General features: G+C 51.0%; 18 protein-coding genes. 12 read left to right on the top strand and 6 right to left on the bottom strand.

All coding sequences use genetic code 11. The features are described 5' to 3' along the window. Position 1 precedes the first annotated feature (1 nt). The 3 genes from A7K98_RS03990 to A7K98_RS03980 all read left to right on the top strand — a co-directional run bounded on the left by A7K98_RS03990 (position 2) and on the right by A7K98_RS03980 (position 1,473). Positions 2 to 565 (top strand): YqgE/AlgH family protein, encoded by a 564-nt coding sequence (locus A7K98_RS03990; RefSeq protein ID WP_087487407.1) that lies wholly within the window; start codon positions 2 to 4, stop codon positions 563 to 565. Further along, positions 565 to 981: a Holliday junction resolvase RuvX gene (gene ruvX / locus A7K98_RS03985; RefSeq protein WP_087487406.1), complete on the top strand. Its 417-nt coding sequence runs from the start codon at positions 565 to 567 to the stop codon at positions 979 to 981. The genes A7K98_RS03990 and ruvX overlap by 1 nt, the downstream gene beginning before the upstream one ends. A gap of 120 nt (positions 982 to 1,101) precedes the next feature. After that, positions 1,102 to 1,473: a protease inhibitor I42 family protein gene (locus tag A7K98_RS03980; protein ID WP_157665842.1), complete on the top strand. Its 372-nt coding sequence runs from the start codon at positions 1,102 to 1,104 to the stop codon at positions 1,471 to 1,473. Here the strand turns inward: A7K98_RS03980 and A7K98_RS03975 are convergent. Then, complete coding sequence (locus A7K98_RS03975) at positions 1,454 to 2,530, bottom strand: type IV pilus twitching motility protein PilT (protein ID WP_087487405.1); 1,077 nt, start codon at positions 2,528 to 2,530, stop codon at positions 1,454 to 1,456. The genes A7K98_RS03980 and A7K98_RS03975 overlap by 20 nt on opposite strands. A gap of 14 nt (positions 2,531 to 2,544) precedes the next feature. Here A7K98_RS03975 and A7K98_RS03970 point away from each other — a divergent pair, with 14 nt between their 5' ends. The 4 genes from A7K98_RS03970 to hemW are packed head-to-tail and all read left to right on the top strand — an operon-like array spanning position 2,545 to position 5,565. Beyond that, the gene (locus A7K98_RS03970) at positions 2,545 to 3,252 is read left to right on the top strand and encodes a YggS family pyridoxal phosphate-dependent enzyme (protein ID WP_087487404.1); all 708 of its coding nucleotides are present in this window, start codon (positions 2,545 to 2,547) and stop codon (positions 3,250 to 3,252) included. Positions 3,253 to 3,264: 12 nt separating this feature from the next. Next, on the top strand, positions 3,265 to 3,819 hold the full coding sequence (locus A7K98_RS03965; RefSeq protein ID WP_087487403.1) for a YggT family protein: 555 nt from the start codon (positions 3,265 to 3,267) through the stop codon (positions 3,817 to 3,819). A 20-nt stretch (positions 3,820 to 3,839) separates the two neighbouring features. Next, positions 3,840 to 4,433: an RdgB/HAM1 family non-canonical purine NTP pyrophosphatase gene (gene rdgB / locus A7K98_RS03960; protein ID WP_087490351.1), complete on the top strand. Its 594-nt coding sequence runs from the start codon at positions 3,840 to 3,842 to the stop codon at positions 4,431 to 4,433. Further along, positions 4,426 to 5,565, top strand: coding sequence for a radical SAM family heme chaperone HemW (gene hemW, locus A7K98_RS03955; RefSeq protein WP_087487402.1), 1,140 nt, complete (start codon positions 4,426 to 4,428; stop codon positions 5,563 to 5,565). The genes rdgB and hemW overlap by 8 nt, the downstream gene beginning before the upstream one ends. 55 nt (positions 5,566 to 5,620) lie before the next feature. Here hemW and A7K98_RS03950 read toward each other — a convergent pair whose 3' ends face one another. The 3 genes from A7K98_RS03950 to trmB all read right to left on the bottom strand — a co-directional run bounded on the left by A7K98_RS03950 (position 5,621) and on the right by trmB (position 7,469). Next, positions 5,621 to 6,334: a DUF2884 family protein gene (locus A7K98_RS03950; protein WP_087487401.1), complete on the bottom strand. Its 714-nt coding sequence runs from the start codon at positions 6,332 to 6,334 to the stop codon at positions 5,621 to 5,623. 89 nt (positions 6,335 to 6,423) lie between these two features. Beyond that, positions 6,424 to 6,750, bottom strand: coding sequence for a YggL family protein (locus A7K98_RS03945; protein ID WP_087487400.1), 327 nt, complete (start codon positions 6,748 to 6,750; stop codon positions 6,424 to 6,426). Continuing rightward, positions 6,750 to 7,469, bottom strand: coding sequence for a tRNA (guanosine(46)-N7)-methyltransferase TrmB (gene trmB / locus A7K98_RS03940; RefSeq protein ID WP_087487399.1), 720 nt, complete (start codon positions 7,467 to 7,469; stop codon positions 6,750 to 6,752). The genes A7K98_RS03945 and trmB overlap by 1 nt, the downstream gene beginning before the upstream one ends. A gap of 153 nt (positions 7,470 to 7,622) precedes the next feature. On the opposite strand from trmB, the gene mutY reads away from it, so the two are divergent. The 3 genes from mutY to mltC are packed head-to-tail and all read left to right on the top strand — an operon-like array spanning position 7,623 to position 10,110. Beyond that, the gene (gene mutY, locus A7K98_RS03935) at positions 7,623 to 8,708 is read left to right on the top strand and encodes an A/G-specific adenine glycosylase (RefSeq protein ID WP_087490350.1); all 1,086 of its coding nucleotides are present in this window, start codon (positions 7,623 to 7,625) and stop codon (positions 8,706 to 8,708) included. After that, entirely contained in the window at positions 8,708 to 8,980 is a 273-nt protein-coding gene (locus tag A7K98_RS03930) for an oxidative damage protection protein (protein ID WP_038018022.1), read from the top strand. The genes mutY and A7K98_RS03930 overlap by 1 nt, the downstream gene beginning before the upstream one ends. Before the next feature lie 53 nt (positions 8,981 to 9,033). Beyond that, the gene (mltC, locus tag A7K98_RS03925; RefSeq protein ID WP_087487398.1) at positions 9,034 to 10,110 is read left to right on the top strand and encodes a membrane-bound lytic murein transglycosylase MltC; all 1,077 of its coding nucleotides are present in this window, start codon (positions 9,034 to 9,036) and stop codon (positions 10,108 to 10,110) included. 42 nt (positions 10,111 to 10,152) lie between these two features. Here mltC and A7K98_RS03920 read toward each other — a convergent pair whose 3' ends face one another. Beyond that, positions 10,153 to 12,306 carry an ornithine decarboxylase gene (locus A7K98_RS03920; RefSeq protein ID WP_087487397.1) on the bottom strand — a complete coding sequence of 718 codons (2,154 nt, stop codon included), beginning with the start codon at positions 12,304 to 12,306 and terminating at the stop codon, positions 10,153 to 10,155. Between the two features lie 556 nt (positions 12,307 to 12,862). Beyond that, positions 12,863 to 14,275, bottom strand: coding sequence for an aminotransferase-like domain-containing protein (locus tag A7K98_RS03910; protein ID WP_087490349.1), 1,413 nt, complete (start codon positions 14,273 to 14,275; stop codon positions 12,863 to 12,865). 175 nt (positions 14,276 to 14,450) lie between these two features. Between A7K98_RS03910 and A7K98_RS21260 the strand changes: the two genes are divergently transcribed. Together A7K98_RS21260 and acuI are read left to right on the top strand one after the other, a co-directional pair. Next, entirely contained in the window at positions 14,451 to 14,615 is a 165-nt protein-coding gene (locus A7K98_RS21260; protein ID WP_157665840.1) for a hypothetical protein, read from the top strand. Positions 14,616 to 14,793: 178 nt separating this feature from the next. Next, entirely contained in the window at positions 14,794 to 15,792 is a 999-nt protein-coding gene (gene acuI / locus A7K98_RS03905; protein WP_087487395.1) for an acrylyl-CoA reductase (NADPH), read from the top strand. Positions 15,793 to 15,799: the final 7 nt, after the last annotated feature.

Raw genomic sequence — 15,799 nt, 5'->3', positions numbered from 1 at the left:
TATGAATTTACAGCACCATTTTCTGATCGCGATGCCCTCATTACAGGACCCGGTATTCAAACGGTCTGTAATCTATGTTTGTGAGCACAACGATGAAGGAGCAATGGGCCTGATTGTGAACAAGCCCATGGAAAACCTGACTATTGAGGGTGTGCTGAGCAAACTAGACATTACGCCACAACAAAATGATGCTGCACATACCTTAGAAAACCCGGTGTATAACGGCGGACCGGTGGCAGAAGATCGCGGTTTTATCCTGCACTCACCGCAACACAATTTTTCTTCCAGCATCACCATTTCAGAACATACCGTACTGACTACTTCAAAAGATGTTCTTGAGTCGCTGGGTACTGAACAGCAACCAGAGAATATCATTGTTGCACTGGGATATTGCAGCTGGGAGAAATTGCAGCTGGAAAACGAAATTCTGGAAAACGCATGGCTGACTATTCCGGCCAGTGAAAAAATTCTGTTCCATACTCCGGCAGCTGAACGCTGGCGTAATGCAGCGAAACATATCGGTATCGATATCAGTCAGATGAGCAGCGAAGCGGGGCATGCCTGATGTCAGTAAAAACCTTACTCGGATTCGATTTCGGGACCCGTAGTATCGGAGTGGCTATCGGCCAGCAACTGACCGGTACCGCCAGACCTCTGACAGCAATCAAAGCACAGGACGGAGTCCCTGACTGGAATGTGATTGAAAAGCTGCTGAAAGAGTGGCAACCCGACTTAGTGGTGGTTGGTCTGCCACTGAATATGGATGGAACAGAGCAACCTCTGACTGCCCGTGCCCGTAAATTTGCCAACCGACTGCATGGCAGATTTGGTGTTGTGGTTGAATTACAGGATGAACGCCTGAGTACTGTTGAAGCGCGTGCAGGTCTGTTTGAAACGGGTGGTTATCGTGCACTGACCAAGGGTAAGGTCGATTCCGGTTCAGCGGTGATCATTCTGGAAAGCTGGTTCGACAACCATTAATCCCCTGCCCTGAACATTTACACCCCAGCGGCTGACAACATTTTGTCGTTATTCAGCCCAACATTACAGTAATTAGTGCTAAGATAATAGCTTCGAACAGCATAAAAAGGAGATTTATTGATGAACAGATTTATTAGCTGTCTGGCTGTTGCACTAAGCTGTATGAGTGTTGCGGCTGTCGCGGCAGAAACACCTGCTCAGCTCAACGGCGTGGCAGGCAAACCGATTCTTCTGACCCTGGATGCCAGTCCGACCACCGGCTATCAGTGGATGGTAAGTCAGTTACCTTCCGGTTTACTGCTGATTCCTGGCAGTTATCGCCAGTCTCCCGATTGCAAATCGGGCATGGTGGGGTGTTCAGGCCAGCAGACATTTTATCTGATTGGCCGCAAAGCCGGCACCTCAACCCTGAAAATGATTTATGGCCGGACGTTTGACAGCGCCGACTGGCTAGAGAAGAGTATCCGGGTGGTCATCTCTGCTGTCCCTTAACACTTCCCGGCCAGATACTGTTCTGAACAGCTGATACAGCGTCGCTGACAATACGTCTGTCCTGTGTTGGCTTCCCTGCTTCTCTCGCTGCTGAGGGAGGAAAACACTGCATGCCATCAGCCGAGCTGGTCTGTATTATTCCCGCCAGCAGATGAGTCTTACCTTCACGGATAACACTGGCAACTGCCGGGGTATTCACCAGAACTTCAAACTCTGCCCGCTGCTGACCGGCCTGCTTATCATCATCCACCAGTCGCTGAGCAATCACTGCCGTCAGGCATGCAGCCAGCCGGGCGCTGACAAATGCCTTCTCGCCGGGCGGAAAACTATCGACCAGCCGTTCAACGGCCTGTGCTGCCGTTCTGGTATGCAGGGTTGCCAGCACCAGATGGCCGGTTTCTGCAGCAGTCAGAGCCAGCCGGATTGTCTGAGGATCACGCAATTCACCCAGCATGATAATATCCGGGTCCTGGCGTAACGCTGCCACCAGCCCCTGACTGAAACAGGAGAAATCCCTTCCTGCTTCGCGTTGCTGAATCAAAGAGCGCTGACTGTCGTAAATGTATTCAACAGGGTCCTCCAGGGTAATAATATGCAGCGCCCTTTGTCGGCTGATTGTATTAATCATGGCCGCCAGCGAAGTCGATTTTCCGCAACCGGTCGCTCCGGTGAATAGTATCAGCCCTGTATTTTCACCGGTCAGACGATGGCAGATAGCAGGTATCCCCAGGCTCTCCATGGAGGGGATCTGCTGACGCAAAATACGTAATGCCAGCGACATTCCACCATTACGGCGGAAAATACAGGCTCTCAGGCGGATACCTGACACCGTTGTCACTGCGGTGTCACAGTGGCCGTGGCTGAGCAGCTGTTGCTGTTGCTCATCCGACAGCCAGTCATCACAAAACTGATGCAGGGTCTCGTCGCTCACCGGAGCCAGTCCTGGTGGCGTTGTCAGTTGCCCCTGACAACGCCACCAGGGTAAATGTCCACAGCAGAGGTGCAGATCAGAGGCATTATGCTTTACACTAAGCGCAACAATTTCATCTAACTCCATAAAACAGCCCGGTGATGACTTCCATTCAGCATAATTTACAGAATATTCGTCAGCGTATTAGTACTGCCGCCGAAAGTTGCGGCAGAGATCCACAGCAAATTACGCTGCTGGCAGTAAGTAAAACTAAACCTGTGAGCGACATTCGCGAAGCCTGGCAGGCCGGGCAGCGTTGTTTTGGTGAAAATTATGTACAGGAAGGCGTGGATAAAGTGGCTCAGACCGGAGACTTAACCGGGCTGGAATGGCACTTTATCGGGCCGTTGCAATCCAATAAAAGCCGTCTGGTGGCCGAAAACTTTGACTGGTGCCATACCCTCGACCGACAGAAGCTGGCACAACGGCTCAACGATCAGCGTCCACCACAACGTGGGCCACTGAATGTGCTTATCCAGGTAAATATCAGCGATGAATCCAGCAAATCAGGGATCAGTGTCAGTGAAATCCCCGACCTTGCACGACAGATTGCTGAATTACCACAGCTGAAATTACGTGGTCTGATGGCAATTCCTGCGCCATCAGAAAATTATCAATCACAACTGGCGGTATGCCGACAGATGGCTGCTGCATTTCACGCATTACAGGCGGAATACAGCGGGATTGATACGTTATCGCTGGGAATGAGCGATGATATGGACGCCGCCATTGAAGCCGGCAGTACGATGGTTCGCATTGGCTCAGCCATTTTTGGCGCCCGCCAGTATCCGCCCTCTTCACCCCAATAACTGAGGACACTCATGTACACTCTGACTTTTCTGGTCAAAACGGTTATCGATCTTTACGTCATGGTTCTGCTGCTACGTATCTGGATGCAGTGGGCCCGCTGTGATTTCTACAATCCGCTGGCACAATTTATCGTCAAGCTGACTCAACCGGTGATCCGTCCGTTACGCCGTATTATCCCCGCAATTGGTCCGATTGACACTGCGTCTTTAGTGCTGGCCCTGGTGCTGACCATTATCAAATTCCCGTTACTGATGCTGATTCAGTCAGGCGGCTTTGTGATTGGCCTGAGCAATGTGCTGATTGGGGTGCTGTCGTTGTTGAAAGCCGCCGGTAATCTGGTGTTCTGGGTGATTCTGATCCGTTCACTGATGAGCTGGGTAAGTCAGGGCCGCAGCCCGATAGATTATGTGCTGGTACAACTGACAGAGCCGTTAATGGCACCTGTTCGCCGTATTCTGCCAGCCATGGGCGGTATCGACTTTTCTGCCATGGTGGTGGTTCTGATTCTTTATGCACTGAATTTTCTCGGAATGGATCTGTTTCCGGGACTCTGGTATCTGCTGTAACTCTGAACGTTGGAATGATTATGCAAAAAGTTGTACTGGCAACCGGTAACCCCGGTAAAGTCCGTGAACTGGCCGAACCTCTGGCAGAATTTGGTTTCGATATTGTGGCTCAGACCGAACTGGGCGTCGATTCTGTGGAAGAAACCGGCCTGACCTTTATCGAAAATGCGCTGATAAAAGCCCGCCATGCAGCACGCGTCACTGGTTTACCGGCGATTGCTGACGATTCCGGACTGGCCGTTGATGTGTTGGGTGGTGCTCCCGGCATCTACTCTGCCCGTTATGCGGGGGTTGAGGCTACTGACCAGCAGAATCTGGATAAACTGCTGGCAGCTATGCAGGAGGTTCCTGATGATAAGCGTCAGGCCGCATTCCACTGCGTGCTGGTCTACCTGCGCCATGCCGATGACCCGACCCCACTGGTGTTCCACGGACAGTGGCCTGGAGTCATTGCCCGTGAAAGCCACGGAACTGGCGGCTTTGGTTATGATCCCATTTTTTACCTGCCGGCGCTGAACACCACGGCAGCAGGAATGACCAAAGCCGAAAAACTGGCAATTTCACACCGCGGGCAGGCACTGAAACTGCTACTGGATGCCTTACGTAATGGGTAATCTGCCACCACTGAGTCTGTATATTCATATTCCCTGGTGTGTACAGAAGTGCCCGTATTGTGATTTCAACTCTCACGCACTGAAAGGCGATGTTCCGCATATGGAATATGTGGAACATTTGCTGGCCGACCTGGAGTGTGACCTCCCCCTGACTTCAGGGCGTGAAGTCTCGACAATTTTTATCGGCGGCGGCACCCCCAGTCTGCTCAGCAGCGAAGCAATGCATGTCTTACTGAACGGTGTTCGTCAGCGTTTACCGCTGGCCGCAGATGCCGAAATAACGATGGAAGCTAACCCTGGCACCGTAGAAGCTGATCGTTTTAGCGGCTATCAGCAGGCCGGGGTTAACCGTATTTCTATCGGAGTACAGAGTTTCAGCCCTGCCAAGCTACAACGCCTGGGACGTATCCATGGGCCGGAAGAAGCAAAACGGGCGGCAGAGCTGGCCGCCGGGCTGGGGCTGCGCAGCTTTAACCTCGATTTGATGCACGGTCTGCCTGATCAGTCGCTGGAAGAAGCCTTAGACGATTTACGACAGGCGATTGCGTTATCTCCACCGCATCTTTCATGGTATCAACTGACCATTGAACCTAATACGTTGTTTGCCTCACGGCCACCAGTATTGCCAGATGATGATGCATTGTGGGATATCTTTGAGCAGGGGCATCAGTTGCTTACCGATGCGGGTTATCAGCAATACGAAACCTCTGCCTATGCCCGTCCCGGCCTGCAATGTCAGCACAATCTGAACTACTGGCGGTTTGGCGACTATCTGGGAATTGGTTGTGGTTCCCACGGCAAACTTACCCGGGCTGACGGTGAAATTATCAGAACGGTGAAAACCCGCCATCCAAAGGGGTTTATGCGCGGTGAATACCTGGATAAACGCTACAGCGTGCCTGATGATGAAAAGCCGTTTGAATATTTTATGAACCGCTTCCGCTTATCCGAGCCCTGCCCTCGGGATGAATTTAGCCGCTTTACCGGGCTGAATGAGCAACATATTCGTCCTGCTCTGGACCAGGCAATCGCAGCCGGTTATTTACAGGAGACGGCAGCCAGTTGGCAGGTCACAGAGAAAGGCCGGCTGTTCCTTAACAGTTTGCTGGAATTTTTTCTGGAACAGGAATAACTGACTGAGATATTCAGCAGTATCAGAGGACCTGATACTGCTGATACTGAAGAGATTACTTACTAAGCTGTTGCCAGATGGCTGTGCGTTGTTGTTCCAGTGCTTCAACCTTCCCGCAAACCTGATGACCAAACGCCTGAAAATCCTTTTCCTGCTTACTGGCTTCGCTACGGATAGACTGTTGTAGCCCACCCAGGTTACCCATTAATGCCTGCAGAGGGTTATCGCCGGATGATTTGGAACTCCCCAGTTCATTCAGGCTGTCCTGGAGTATTCCGCCCATCGCGTTTTGCACCAGTTTTTCACCATCAGCCCGAACCTGATCAATCGCCGCATGATGGAAATATAGTCCATCATCACGATGTTCAATCACGCGGTTCATCTGTGCTTTCAGGCCAGTATCCAGTGTCGCCAGCCGTGTCCGAACATGACTGTCGGGACCCAGTTTCTCGACAATCACTTTATCCAGCGCATTACGGCTGGTTTCCAGCCGCTGAAGGGCACCCTGGTCAATCCACGGTAAATCACTGCGTAATGCAGACTGATAGGCAATCGCCTGCTGACGCAATGCCTGGCTGGCATGCACCGGTTGGCCGTTAAACGTCATCTCTCCCTGCGGAGAAATAGTCAGATTACCATTACTGCCACTGACAGCCACCTGCTGTGCCGTGACAGCAATATCATCCTGAGGTTTTACCGGGCACTGATAATCTGCCCACGCCGGGGTGGTAGCCAGCAAAACCCCGACAGCGATAACTTCACGTAACATGCATACTCCTTTCTGTCCCGGCAATGCATTATTTGCTGTCGGGCACTGGTTCACTGACTGATAACAACAGGTAACTCACCTGCAGAGACTTAGTCCCACCAGACGTCAAACAGTTCCGTGACTTTTACATCAGACAATTTACGTGCTTCCAGCCACTCACGTACTAACTGGCGGTGCTCATCGGTACATTTTCCGGTTTGCTGCAGACAGACGAGTCCTTCCCATTGCAGATAGCCGCTACCGTCATAAGCCAGGCCATTTGGCTCAATCACTTCATCGACAAAAGCATCCAGAGTGGCATCAATATCCTGCTCTGAGGTACCTGCGGCAAAGGTCCAGCTAACAGAAAAACCAAGTTCCTGAAATTCTGCCAGGTGCATTTTCTTACGTAAACGACGACTACGTTGTACTGCCATTATTTAATCCTCTCAAACATCAAATCCCAAACTCCGTGTCCCAGACGCTGGCCACGTTGTTCAAACTTAGTTAACGGACGGCTTTCCGGGCGCGGTACAAAGTTACCTTCGGCCGAATGGTTACGATAACCAGGAATATTTTGCATCACTTCCAGCATGTGCTCCGCATAGTTTTCCCAGTCGGTAGCCATATGGAAATCACCGCCGAGTTTTAGCTTACGTAATACCAGCTCAGCAAAAGGTACCTGAACTATACGACGTTTATTATGACGGGCTTTATGCCACGGATCAGGGAAAAACAGCTGAACCATACGCAGTGAATTATCCGGGATCATCGATTCCAGCACTTCCATAGCATCGTGGCACATCACCCGCAGGTTGGTCAGCCCGGCTTCATGGGCAGCTCCCAGACAGGCACCCACGCCGGGCGCATGAACTTCAATCCCAAAAAAGTCCTGATGAGGATTTTGCTGAGCCATGGTGACCAGCGAAGCCCCCATTCCAAAACCGATTTCTAACACCACCGGTGCTTCACGGCCAAACAGTGCGGCAAAGTTCACCGGTTCAGGTGTAAACTCAACCCCCATCTCCGGCCAGTAATTGTCCAGCGCGTGCTGCTGGCCATTGGTCAGTCGGCCCTGACGACGGACAAAGCTGCGGATACGCCGTAACGGACGACCGTTCTCGTCGAACTCTGGCGTGATGACATCATTGATCATAGTAATGCCTGTAGGTTGATATTTTAACAAAGACGGGAATTATCCAAACTTCGTCCCCGGAAGCAAGCCTTTGCAATGTTCATGTTTACAGTCTGGCAGGTCTGTGCTGGAATTCCTGCCTCTTGTGAGCTTTTGGTGGAAATTTTCGCGGTCATGATGCAATCATCGCACTTTGCGCAATACACTCTCGACTGGTACCAGAAATATGGGCGTAAGACCCTGCCCTGGCAACAGCAAAAAACCCCGTATAAGGTGTGGTTGTCTGAGGTAATGCTACAGCAGACTCAGGTTGCCACGGTGATCCCTTACTTCGAACGCTTTATGGCCCGCTTTCCGACGGTTACTGATTTGGCTGCCGCGCCGCTTGACGAGGTGCTGCATCTGTGGACCGGCCTGGGTTACTACGCCCGCGCCCGTAATCTGCATAAGGCTGCCTGCCAGGTGGCAGAAAAGCACGGGGGGATTTTCCCACAAAACTTCGAAGATGTCGCAGATTTACCGGGGGTCGGACGTTCGACGGCCGGAGCCATCCTCTCGCTGTCACTGGGACAGCACTACCCTATCCTCGACGGTAATGTAAAACGGGTACTAGCCCGTTGCTACGCGGTCGATGGCTGGCCGGGAAAAACCGATGTAGAAAAACGGCTCTGGCAGCTGAGTGAGCAGGTCACCCCTGCGCAGGGTGTCAGCCAGTTCAACCAGGCAATGATGGATCTTGGAGCGACGGTCTGCACCCGTTCACGTCCCAAATGCGAGCTGTGCCCGCTAAGCAGTGGATGTATCGCTTATGCTCATCACAGCTGGGAAAAATATCCCGGGAAAAAACCGAAAAAGGCCCAGCCAGTAAAAACTGCCTGGTTTTTATTACTGCAACAGGGTGAAAATGTGCTGTTACAGCAGCGGCCTCCGGTGGGAATCTGGGGAGGGTTATACTGTTTCCCACAGTTTGACAGCGAACAAGCCATGCATGACTGGCTGGCAGAACGGGGGATCAGTGGCTCAGTGCAGCAAATGACTGCATTTCGTCATACTTTCAGCCATTTTCATCTGGATATTGTACCCTGTTATCTGAACAAGCCGGCTTTCGGCTCTTTAATGGATGAAAGCAGCAGTCTCTGGTATAACTTAGCGCGAGCTCCCGAGGTCGGACTGGCCGCTCCGGTAGAGCGTCTGTTAAATGAGCTGAGACACCCGCAACAACTGGTATTACACTCGCGTAAGCCAAACGAGGAAGAATAATGAGTCGCACAATTTTTTGTACTTACCTGCAACGCGAAGCTGAAGGACAAGATTTTCAGTTATATCCGGGTGAACTGGGGAAACGTATTTTTCAGGAAATTTCTAAACCAGCCTGGCAGGAGTGGATGACCAAGCAAACCATGCTGATCAACGAGAAAAAACTCAGCATGATGAATCCTGAAGATCGTAAAGTGCTGGAACAGGAAATGATAAATTTTCTGTTTGAGGGGAAAGATGTCCATATTGAAGGTTATACTCCTCCGGCACCGTAATATTCTGTATTGCGTGAAAACGTTCGTTACCCACAATCAGCCAAACAGATAAAATGAAAAAACTGTACCCACTACTGTTGATTGCTCCGTTACTGGTCTCCTGTTCCAGCCATAAGACCCCGGCATTTAATGAAGCCTGGGTGAAAGACACCAACGGCTTTGACATTCTGATGGGGCAGTTTGCCCATAACATTGAGAATATCTGGGGCATTAATGAGGTACTGATTGCCGGGCCGAAAGACTATGTAAAATATAGCGATAACTATTACACCCGCAGTCATATCAACTTTGACAGCGGTAATATTACTATCGAGACCATTGCCGGTACTGACCCGATGGCCAGTCTGCGCCAGGCAATTATTACCACCTTACTGATTGGTGAAAACCCCGGTAATGTGGATCTCTATTCAGACGCCAATGACATTAAGCTAAGCCAGGAGCCTTTGCTGTACGGTGAGGTACTGGATAATACTGGTCACGCCATTCGCTGGCAGGGCCGGGCAGCCAGTTTTGCCGACTATCTGTTGAAATATAAACTTCAGCGCCGGATGTCCGGGCTGCATGTTATCTGGTCGGTAACCATTCCGATGGTACCAAACCATCTGAATAAACGTGCGCATAAATATCTGCCGCTGGTACGCAAAGCCTCAGAACAGTACGGTGTAGACTCTTCACTGATCCTGGCTATTATGCAAACCGAGTCCAGTTTTAACCCGTATGCGGTCAGTAACTCTGATGCACTTGGTCTGATGCAGGTCGTTCAGCATACTGCAGGGGTTGACGTATTCCGGATGAAGGGTAAATGGGGCAAACCAAGCCGCGGATATCTGCTGGATCCGGCCAACAATATTGATGCCGGTACGGCCTACCTGTCACTGCTGCAGAATACCTATCTGGCAGGAATCTCTAACCCGGTCTCACGGCGTTATGCAGTGATCACTGCGTATAACGGTGGTGCCGGAAGCGTGTTGCGTATCTTCTCATCGAACAAAGATCGCGCCTTCAGCATTATCAATGGCATGTCACCGGATCAGGTTTACCAGACCCTGGTCAATAACCACCCGGCGATGGAATCACGGCGTTATCTGTACAAAGTGAATAATGCTCAGCACAGCTATTATCGCTATTAAACATGAACCCGATACCGGGCTACCGGTATCGGGTTCTGTATTTTAGTCTAGCGCATCGGGTAACAACACCCAGCCGTAAAGGCGTTCAGTACCCTTTTCATCTTCACGAATATAAACGCCCTGCAACTCCGGAGAAAATCCTGGCAGCAGATTAATCCCCTCTTCCAGTGCCAGAAAATAACGCTGCACCGCACCACCCCAAAGTTCGCCCGGCACCACACAGAGCACACCTGGCGGATAAGGTAAGGCTCCCTCGGCAGCAATCCGGCCCTCAGCCTGTGCCAGCGGTACCAGCTCCACTTCGCCCCTCAGATACAGATGGTGAGCCCGCTGTGCATTCATCCTGACCGGTGGCAGGCTCTGCTGACGGAACATTGCTTTTTGCAGATCCTTCACCTGATAACTGACATACAGTGTGTGCATTTCCTGGCATAGCTGACGCAGGGTGTAACCTTTGTAGCGATGTTCATATTTGCGATAAATGGTTGGCAGAACCTCTTCCAGCAACGCATCCTCTTCAACATGCTGTTCGAACTGCGCCAGTTTGGCCACCAGTTTTGCCATCTTATCGGCGCTTTCTGCCGGGGTCATCAGGAACAGAATTGAGTTAAGATCGCATTTTTCCGGCACAATACCGTTTTCCCGCAGATAATGGGCGAGAATTGTCGCGGGAATACCAAAATTACTGTACTCACCGGTTGCTGCATCTATGCCTGGTGTGGTCAGCAACAATTTGCAGGGATCCACCAGATACTGCCCCTGTGCATAACCGGCAAAACCATGCCAGCGAGCTCCGGGCTCAAAACTAAAGTAGCGGCGATCACTGGCCAGAGTCTCTGTCGGGATATCTTCCCAGCGCTTGCCATCGACAGTTTCCGGCAGGAACGGACGGATCATCCGGCACTGTGAAAGAATCGCCTTACGAGCCTCAATTCCCAGAGTGACACACTCCTGCCACAGCTTACGGCCCGCCTGCCCCTGATGAATTTTCGCATTCACATCCAGGGCGGCAAACAACGGATAAAACGGGCTGGTAGAAGCGTGCAACATAAAGGCATTATTCAGCCGCTTATGCGGGCAGAAACGCTTTTGTCCGCGAATATGGTTATCTTTCTTGTGGATCTGTGAGGTCTGGGAGAATCCTGCCAGTTGTTTATGCACTGACTGAGTCACAAAGATCCCCGGATCATTCTCTTTCAGATCCAGCAGCAGCGGCGAGCAATCAGCCATCATCGGGATAAACTGTTCGTAACCCAGCCAGGCAGAATCAAACAGTATGTAATCACACAGATGACCAATTTTATCGACGACCTGACGCGCGTTATATACGGTACCGTCATAGGTTCCCAACTGGATAATTGCCAGACGGAAAGGACGAGCTTCTTTTGCCCGATCCGGTGCAACCTGCTGTAGCTGTTTACGCAGATAACCTTCATCAAAGCAGTGCGCATCAATACCACCGATAAAACCGAACGGATTACGGGCAGCTTCCAGATAGACCGGCGTTGCCCCTGCCTGAATTAAAGCACCGTGATGATTCGACTTGTGGTTATTGCGATCAAACAACACCAGATCGCCCGGGGTCAGTAACGCATTGGTCACAACTTTGTTGGCGCTGGAAGTCCCGTTCAGCACAAAGTAGGTTTTATCCGCATTAAATACTTTTGCCGCAAACTTTTGGGCATCTTTGGCCGAACCCTCATGGATCAGCAGATCACCCAGCCGGACATCAGCATTACACATATCTGAACGGAAAATATTCTCGCCAAAGAAGTCAAAGAACTGACGACCAGCCGGATGTTTACGGAAGAACTCACCGCCCTGATGACCGGGACAGGCAAAAGTACTGTTGTTCATTCCGACATAACGGGTCAGCGTGTCGAAAAAAGGAGGCAGTAGCGCTTCCTGATACTCACCGGCAGCCTGTTCCAGTGCAGCATTACCTTCTGCATCAGGATGATACTCACCGGTAATGACTCCTGTGTCATCCTGAGAAGACAGATGACCGGCTACAAATACCGGCAAGTTAAAGCCACTGCGCCTGAGCAAAGAGAGCATCGCTTTGCTGGCATCGGCCACAGTCAGTACGACCGCAGCCACGTCGGTAAAATCAGTATGTTCCAGAGCCACCAGCGGCCGCTCAGAAGAAATAACCGGAATCAGCGCGGCACTGGCCGCAATTTTCATTGGTGTCATAGCACAAATCCCCAAAGGTCAAGGATGAGTGGGTGCTCGAAGGCACAGCATGGGGAAAATTCCCCGGCGAATAATGTCAGATATCTGGCTGTGAACCTGGTTCAGTTCGGGATGATAGACATCAGTAAAATCAGAAATGTCTCTGTTCTTACTCATGCCCAACAAGCAGCCACAGGCTGGCTTCACCGCATGGTGAAAAACGGAGTATTCCGGCAGGCACCCTGGTACTCAGCACAGGGGTGCTGGTTGATGATCAAATTACGAGCAGAACAGAAATTGATGTTCACCGTAATATCCTCGCAGGGCAGTTAATGGCAAAAATAAACGGCGCTCATAATGTCACCTTTGCCATACTCAGGCAAGCAATAATTAATCAGTTAAGGTTAATAAAAGTGTAATATAACACACTGATAAATATGTTAATTATAAAAAACAACGGAATGAGAAAACACATTTAGTGACTTTATATTCACCCTGCAGCCGGATTAGTCACTAATGCGACTGCAGGGTGAACAGAGAATCAACTGCCTGGCCATCGCCGGGCAACGGAAAGCGCTTATTCCATCGCCTGACGAATAGTTTCTCCGAGCCTTTCCATGACTTTGCGATATTTTTCATCAGGAGATAAAGCACAGTTTATTCTCAGACAGTTGCGATGCTTTCCTGATGCAGAGAACAAAGAACCAGGCGCGACCTGAATTTTCATTTGCGATAACTTGCTGGCGACACAAACCATATCTACCTGCGGCGGCAGCTCCACCCATAACATAAAACCGCCCGTCGGCCGGGTAACACAAATACCGTCCGGGAAATATTCGAGCAACCAGTTTGTGTAAGTCTCCATATTACGCAGATAAATCTGGCGCATACGTCGAACATGCGGGTAGTAATGACCACCGCGAATAAATGCCAGCGTAGCCAGTTGAGTGGCCGGGACATTGGTGCCACTTACCGCATACTTCATCTGTAACAGCCGATCGTAGTAGCGCCCGGGGGCTATCCAGCCGATACGCAGACCCGGTGCTATGGTTTTGGTAAACGAACTGCACAGCATGACTCTGCCATCAATATCCAGTGAATGGATCGTAGCCGGCCGTGGGTAGTCAGTCGCCAAATCACCATAAATATCATCTTCAAAGATGACGATATCATGCTGCTGGGCGAGAGAAATAATTGCCCGTTTGCGTGGCTCCGGCATAATAAAACCCAGAGGGTTATTACAGTTAGGCACCACAATCACCCCTTTAATCGGCCACTGCCCCAGGGCCAGTTCGAGAGCCTCAACACTTAGCCCGCTTTGAGGATCCGTCGGAATTTCTATCGCTTTCAACCCCAGGCTACGCAACAGTTGCATGGTGCCGTAATATGCCGGGGATTCAACCGCAATAATATCTCCGGGTTTGCATATCGCCAGCAATGCCAGCGATAAAGCATTATGACAACCGCTGGTAATAATCAGGTCATCCCCGGTCACCACAGAGCCGCTGTCGAGCATCAGTCTGGCAATTTCACTACGTAACTCACAATTACCTGCCAGTTCATCATAATTAAGAATTTCTACCGGCTGCTGGCGAATTAAACGGTTAAGTTCACGCCACAGAGGTTGCAGGCTGGGTTGAGAGGCATCCGGGAAACCGCCGCCAAAAGAGACAATCTGAGGATCTTTGCTGGCCTCCAGTAAAGTATAAACCTGGTCCCACTGCGTCACCTCCACAGGGCGCTGTACCGGCCGTGATGCAGCCGGGACAGGAGGAGGAGCTTTCTGTGGAGCGACAAAATATCCCGAACGGGGCTGTGCGGTGATCAGACGTTGCTGCTCCAGTAACTGATAGGTTTGCTGAACTGTGCTGATACTGACACCGTGTTCCTGGCTCAGAGTACGTACCGACGGTAATTTCTCCCCTTCGCGGTATAACCCTTGAATAATCCTTTCACTGAGCAGGCTGGCAAGTTGCTGGTAACGCGTCACACTGTATCCCCCGTTATAACCATACAGACAGATAAACCAGTACAGACTGATGGGCAAAATCACCATCAGCGGCACTTTTAGAGCATCTGTATGGTAAACAAATATGTTTTTTGCATCTGTATTATTTTAGTAAATCTCCTGAAAATGAACATTCAGACAAGACAGGAGGTGACAGATGGAATTTCATGAAAACAGATCCCGGCAACCGTTTATCGGCTATATCCAGCTGGCCAAATCACTCAGATACTGGTGGCAGCGCCGGAAAAAACACAGCCAGGTACAAACGGAAAACAGCATTCCACCACAGGCTGTCTGTCTGAACAGTGATACACAGAAATAGTCATAATTCCCCCCTGTCACCCTCAGGATGGCAGGGTTTCCTTTCCGGCCTGCTGAACTCCTTTTTTCCTGCATACACTACTTTGTGATAAACCACCGGCACTGATATGCTGCATTATGCTTTCCTGTGCTTTGCGGCACCGCCTTAGTGCCGCGCGTCACTTTATCCGGGAGTCACTATGTTTCAGGCAATATTGATTGAAAAGGATGAACAAGGTTACCGCACCACGCTGAGTCAGCTTCAGGAGTCTCAGTTACCGGGCGCCACGGTATCACTTAACGTTTTGTATTCCAGTCTGAATTATAAAGATGCATTGGCCATCGTTAACCGCGCACCAATTGTCCGTACATTTCCAATGGTCCCTGGCATTGATTTTGTCGGTGAAGTCACCAGCAGCCAGCATCCGCAGTGGAAACCAGGAGATCTGGCAATTCTTACCGGTTGGGGCGTAGGAGAGAATCACTGGGGTGGCCTTGCTGAAAAGGCCGCGGTGAATGGTGACTGGCTGGTTCCGGTGCCTGATGCCCTGCCTCCGGTGAGTACCATGGCTATCGGTACTGCCGGGCTGACTGCCATGCTGTGCCTGATGGCACTCGAAAGACAGGGCATTAAGCCAGGACAAGGTGAAGTGCTGGTGACCGGCGCCAGTGGAGGAGTTGGCAGTTTTGCTGTCTGGTTACTGGCGCTAGCCGGATATCAGGTAGTTGCCAGCACTGGTCGTCAGGATGATGAAGCCTGGCTGACCGGTACACTCGGAGCATCACGGACAATTTCGCGGGATACGTTAAATCAGCCAGGAAAACCACTGGCGAAAGAACAATGGATCGCGGCGATTGATACGGTCGGTAGTCACACGTTAAGCAATGTTTTAGCCGCTACTGCCCGCAATGGTGTCGTTGCAGCCTGCGGTATGGCCCAGGGGCTCGATTTACCGGCAAGTGTTGCTCCTTTTATTCTGCGCGGAGTCACCCTGACAGGCGTAGACAGTGTTATGTGCCCGATGGCGCTCCGTCGCGACGCCTGGCAACGGCTGGCAGAGGTTTATGACCCTGCAACCTTTGAGAAGATCGCTCGAATTATTCCGCTGGCGGCAGCTATTGGCGGCGCCGATGACTTACTTAACGGTCAGGTTCGTGGCAGACTGATTGTTAACTGCCAGCCCTCTGCCGGCAACTAACAGCCAG

Origin of the sequence: Tatumella citrea (assembly GCF_002163585.1) — a bacterium.
Lineage (GTDB): Bacteria > Pseudomonadota > Gammaproteobacteria > Enterobacterales > Enterobacteriaceae > Tatumella > Tatumella citrea.
Note: the sequence above shows the minus strand (reverse complement) of the source record. Positions and strands in the feature narration are given on the sequence as shown.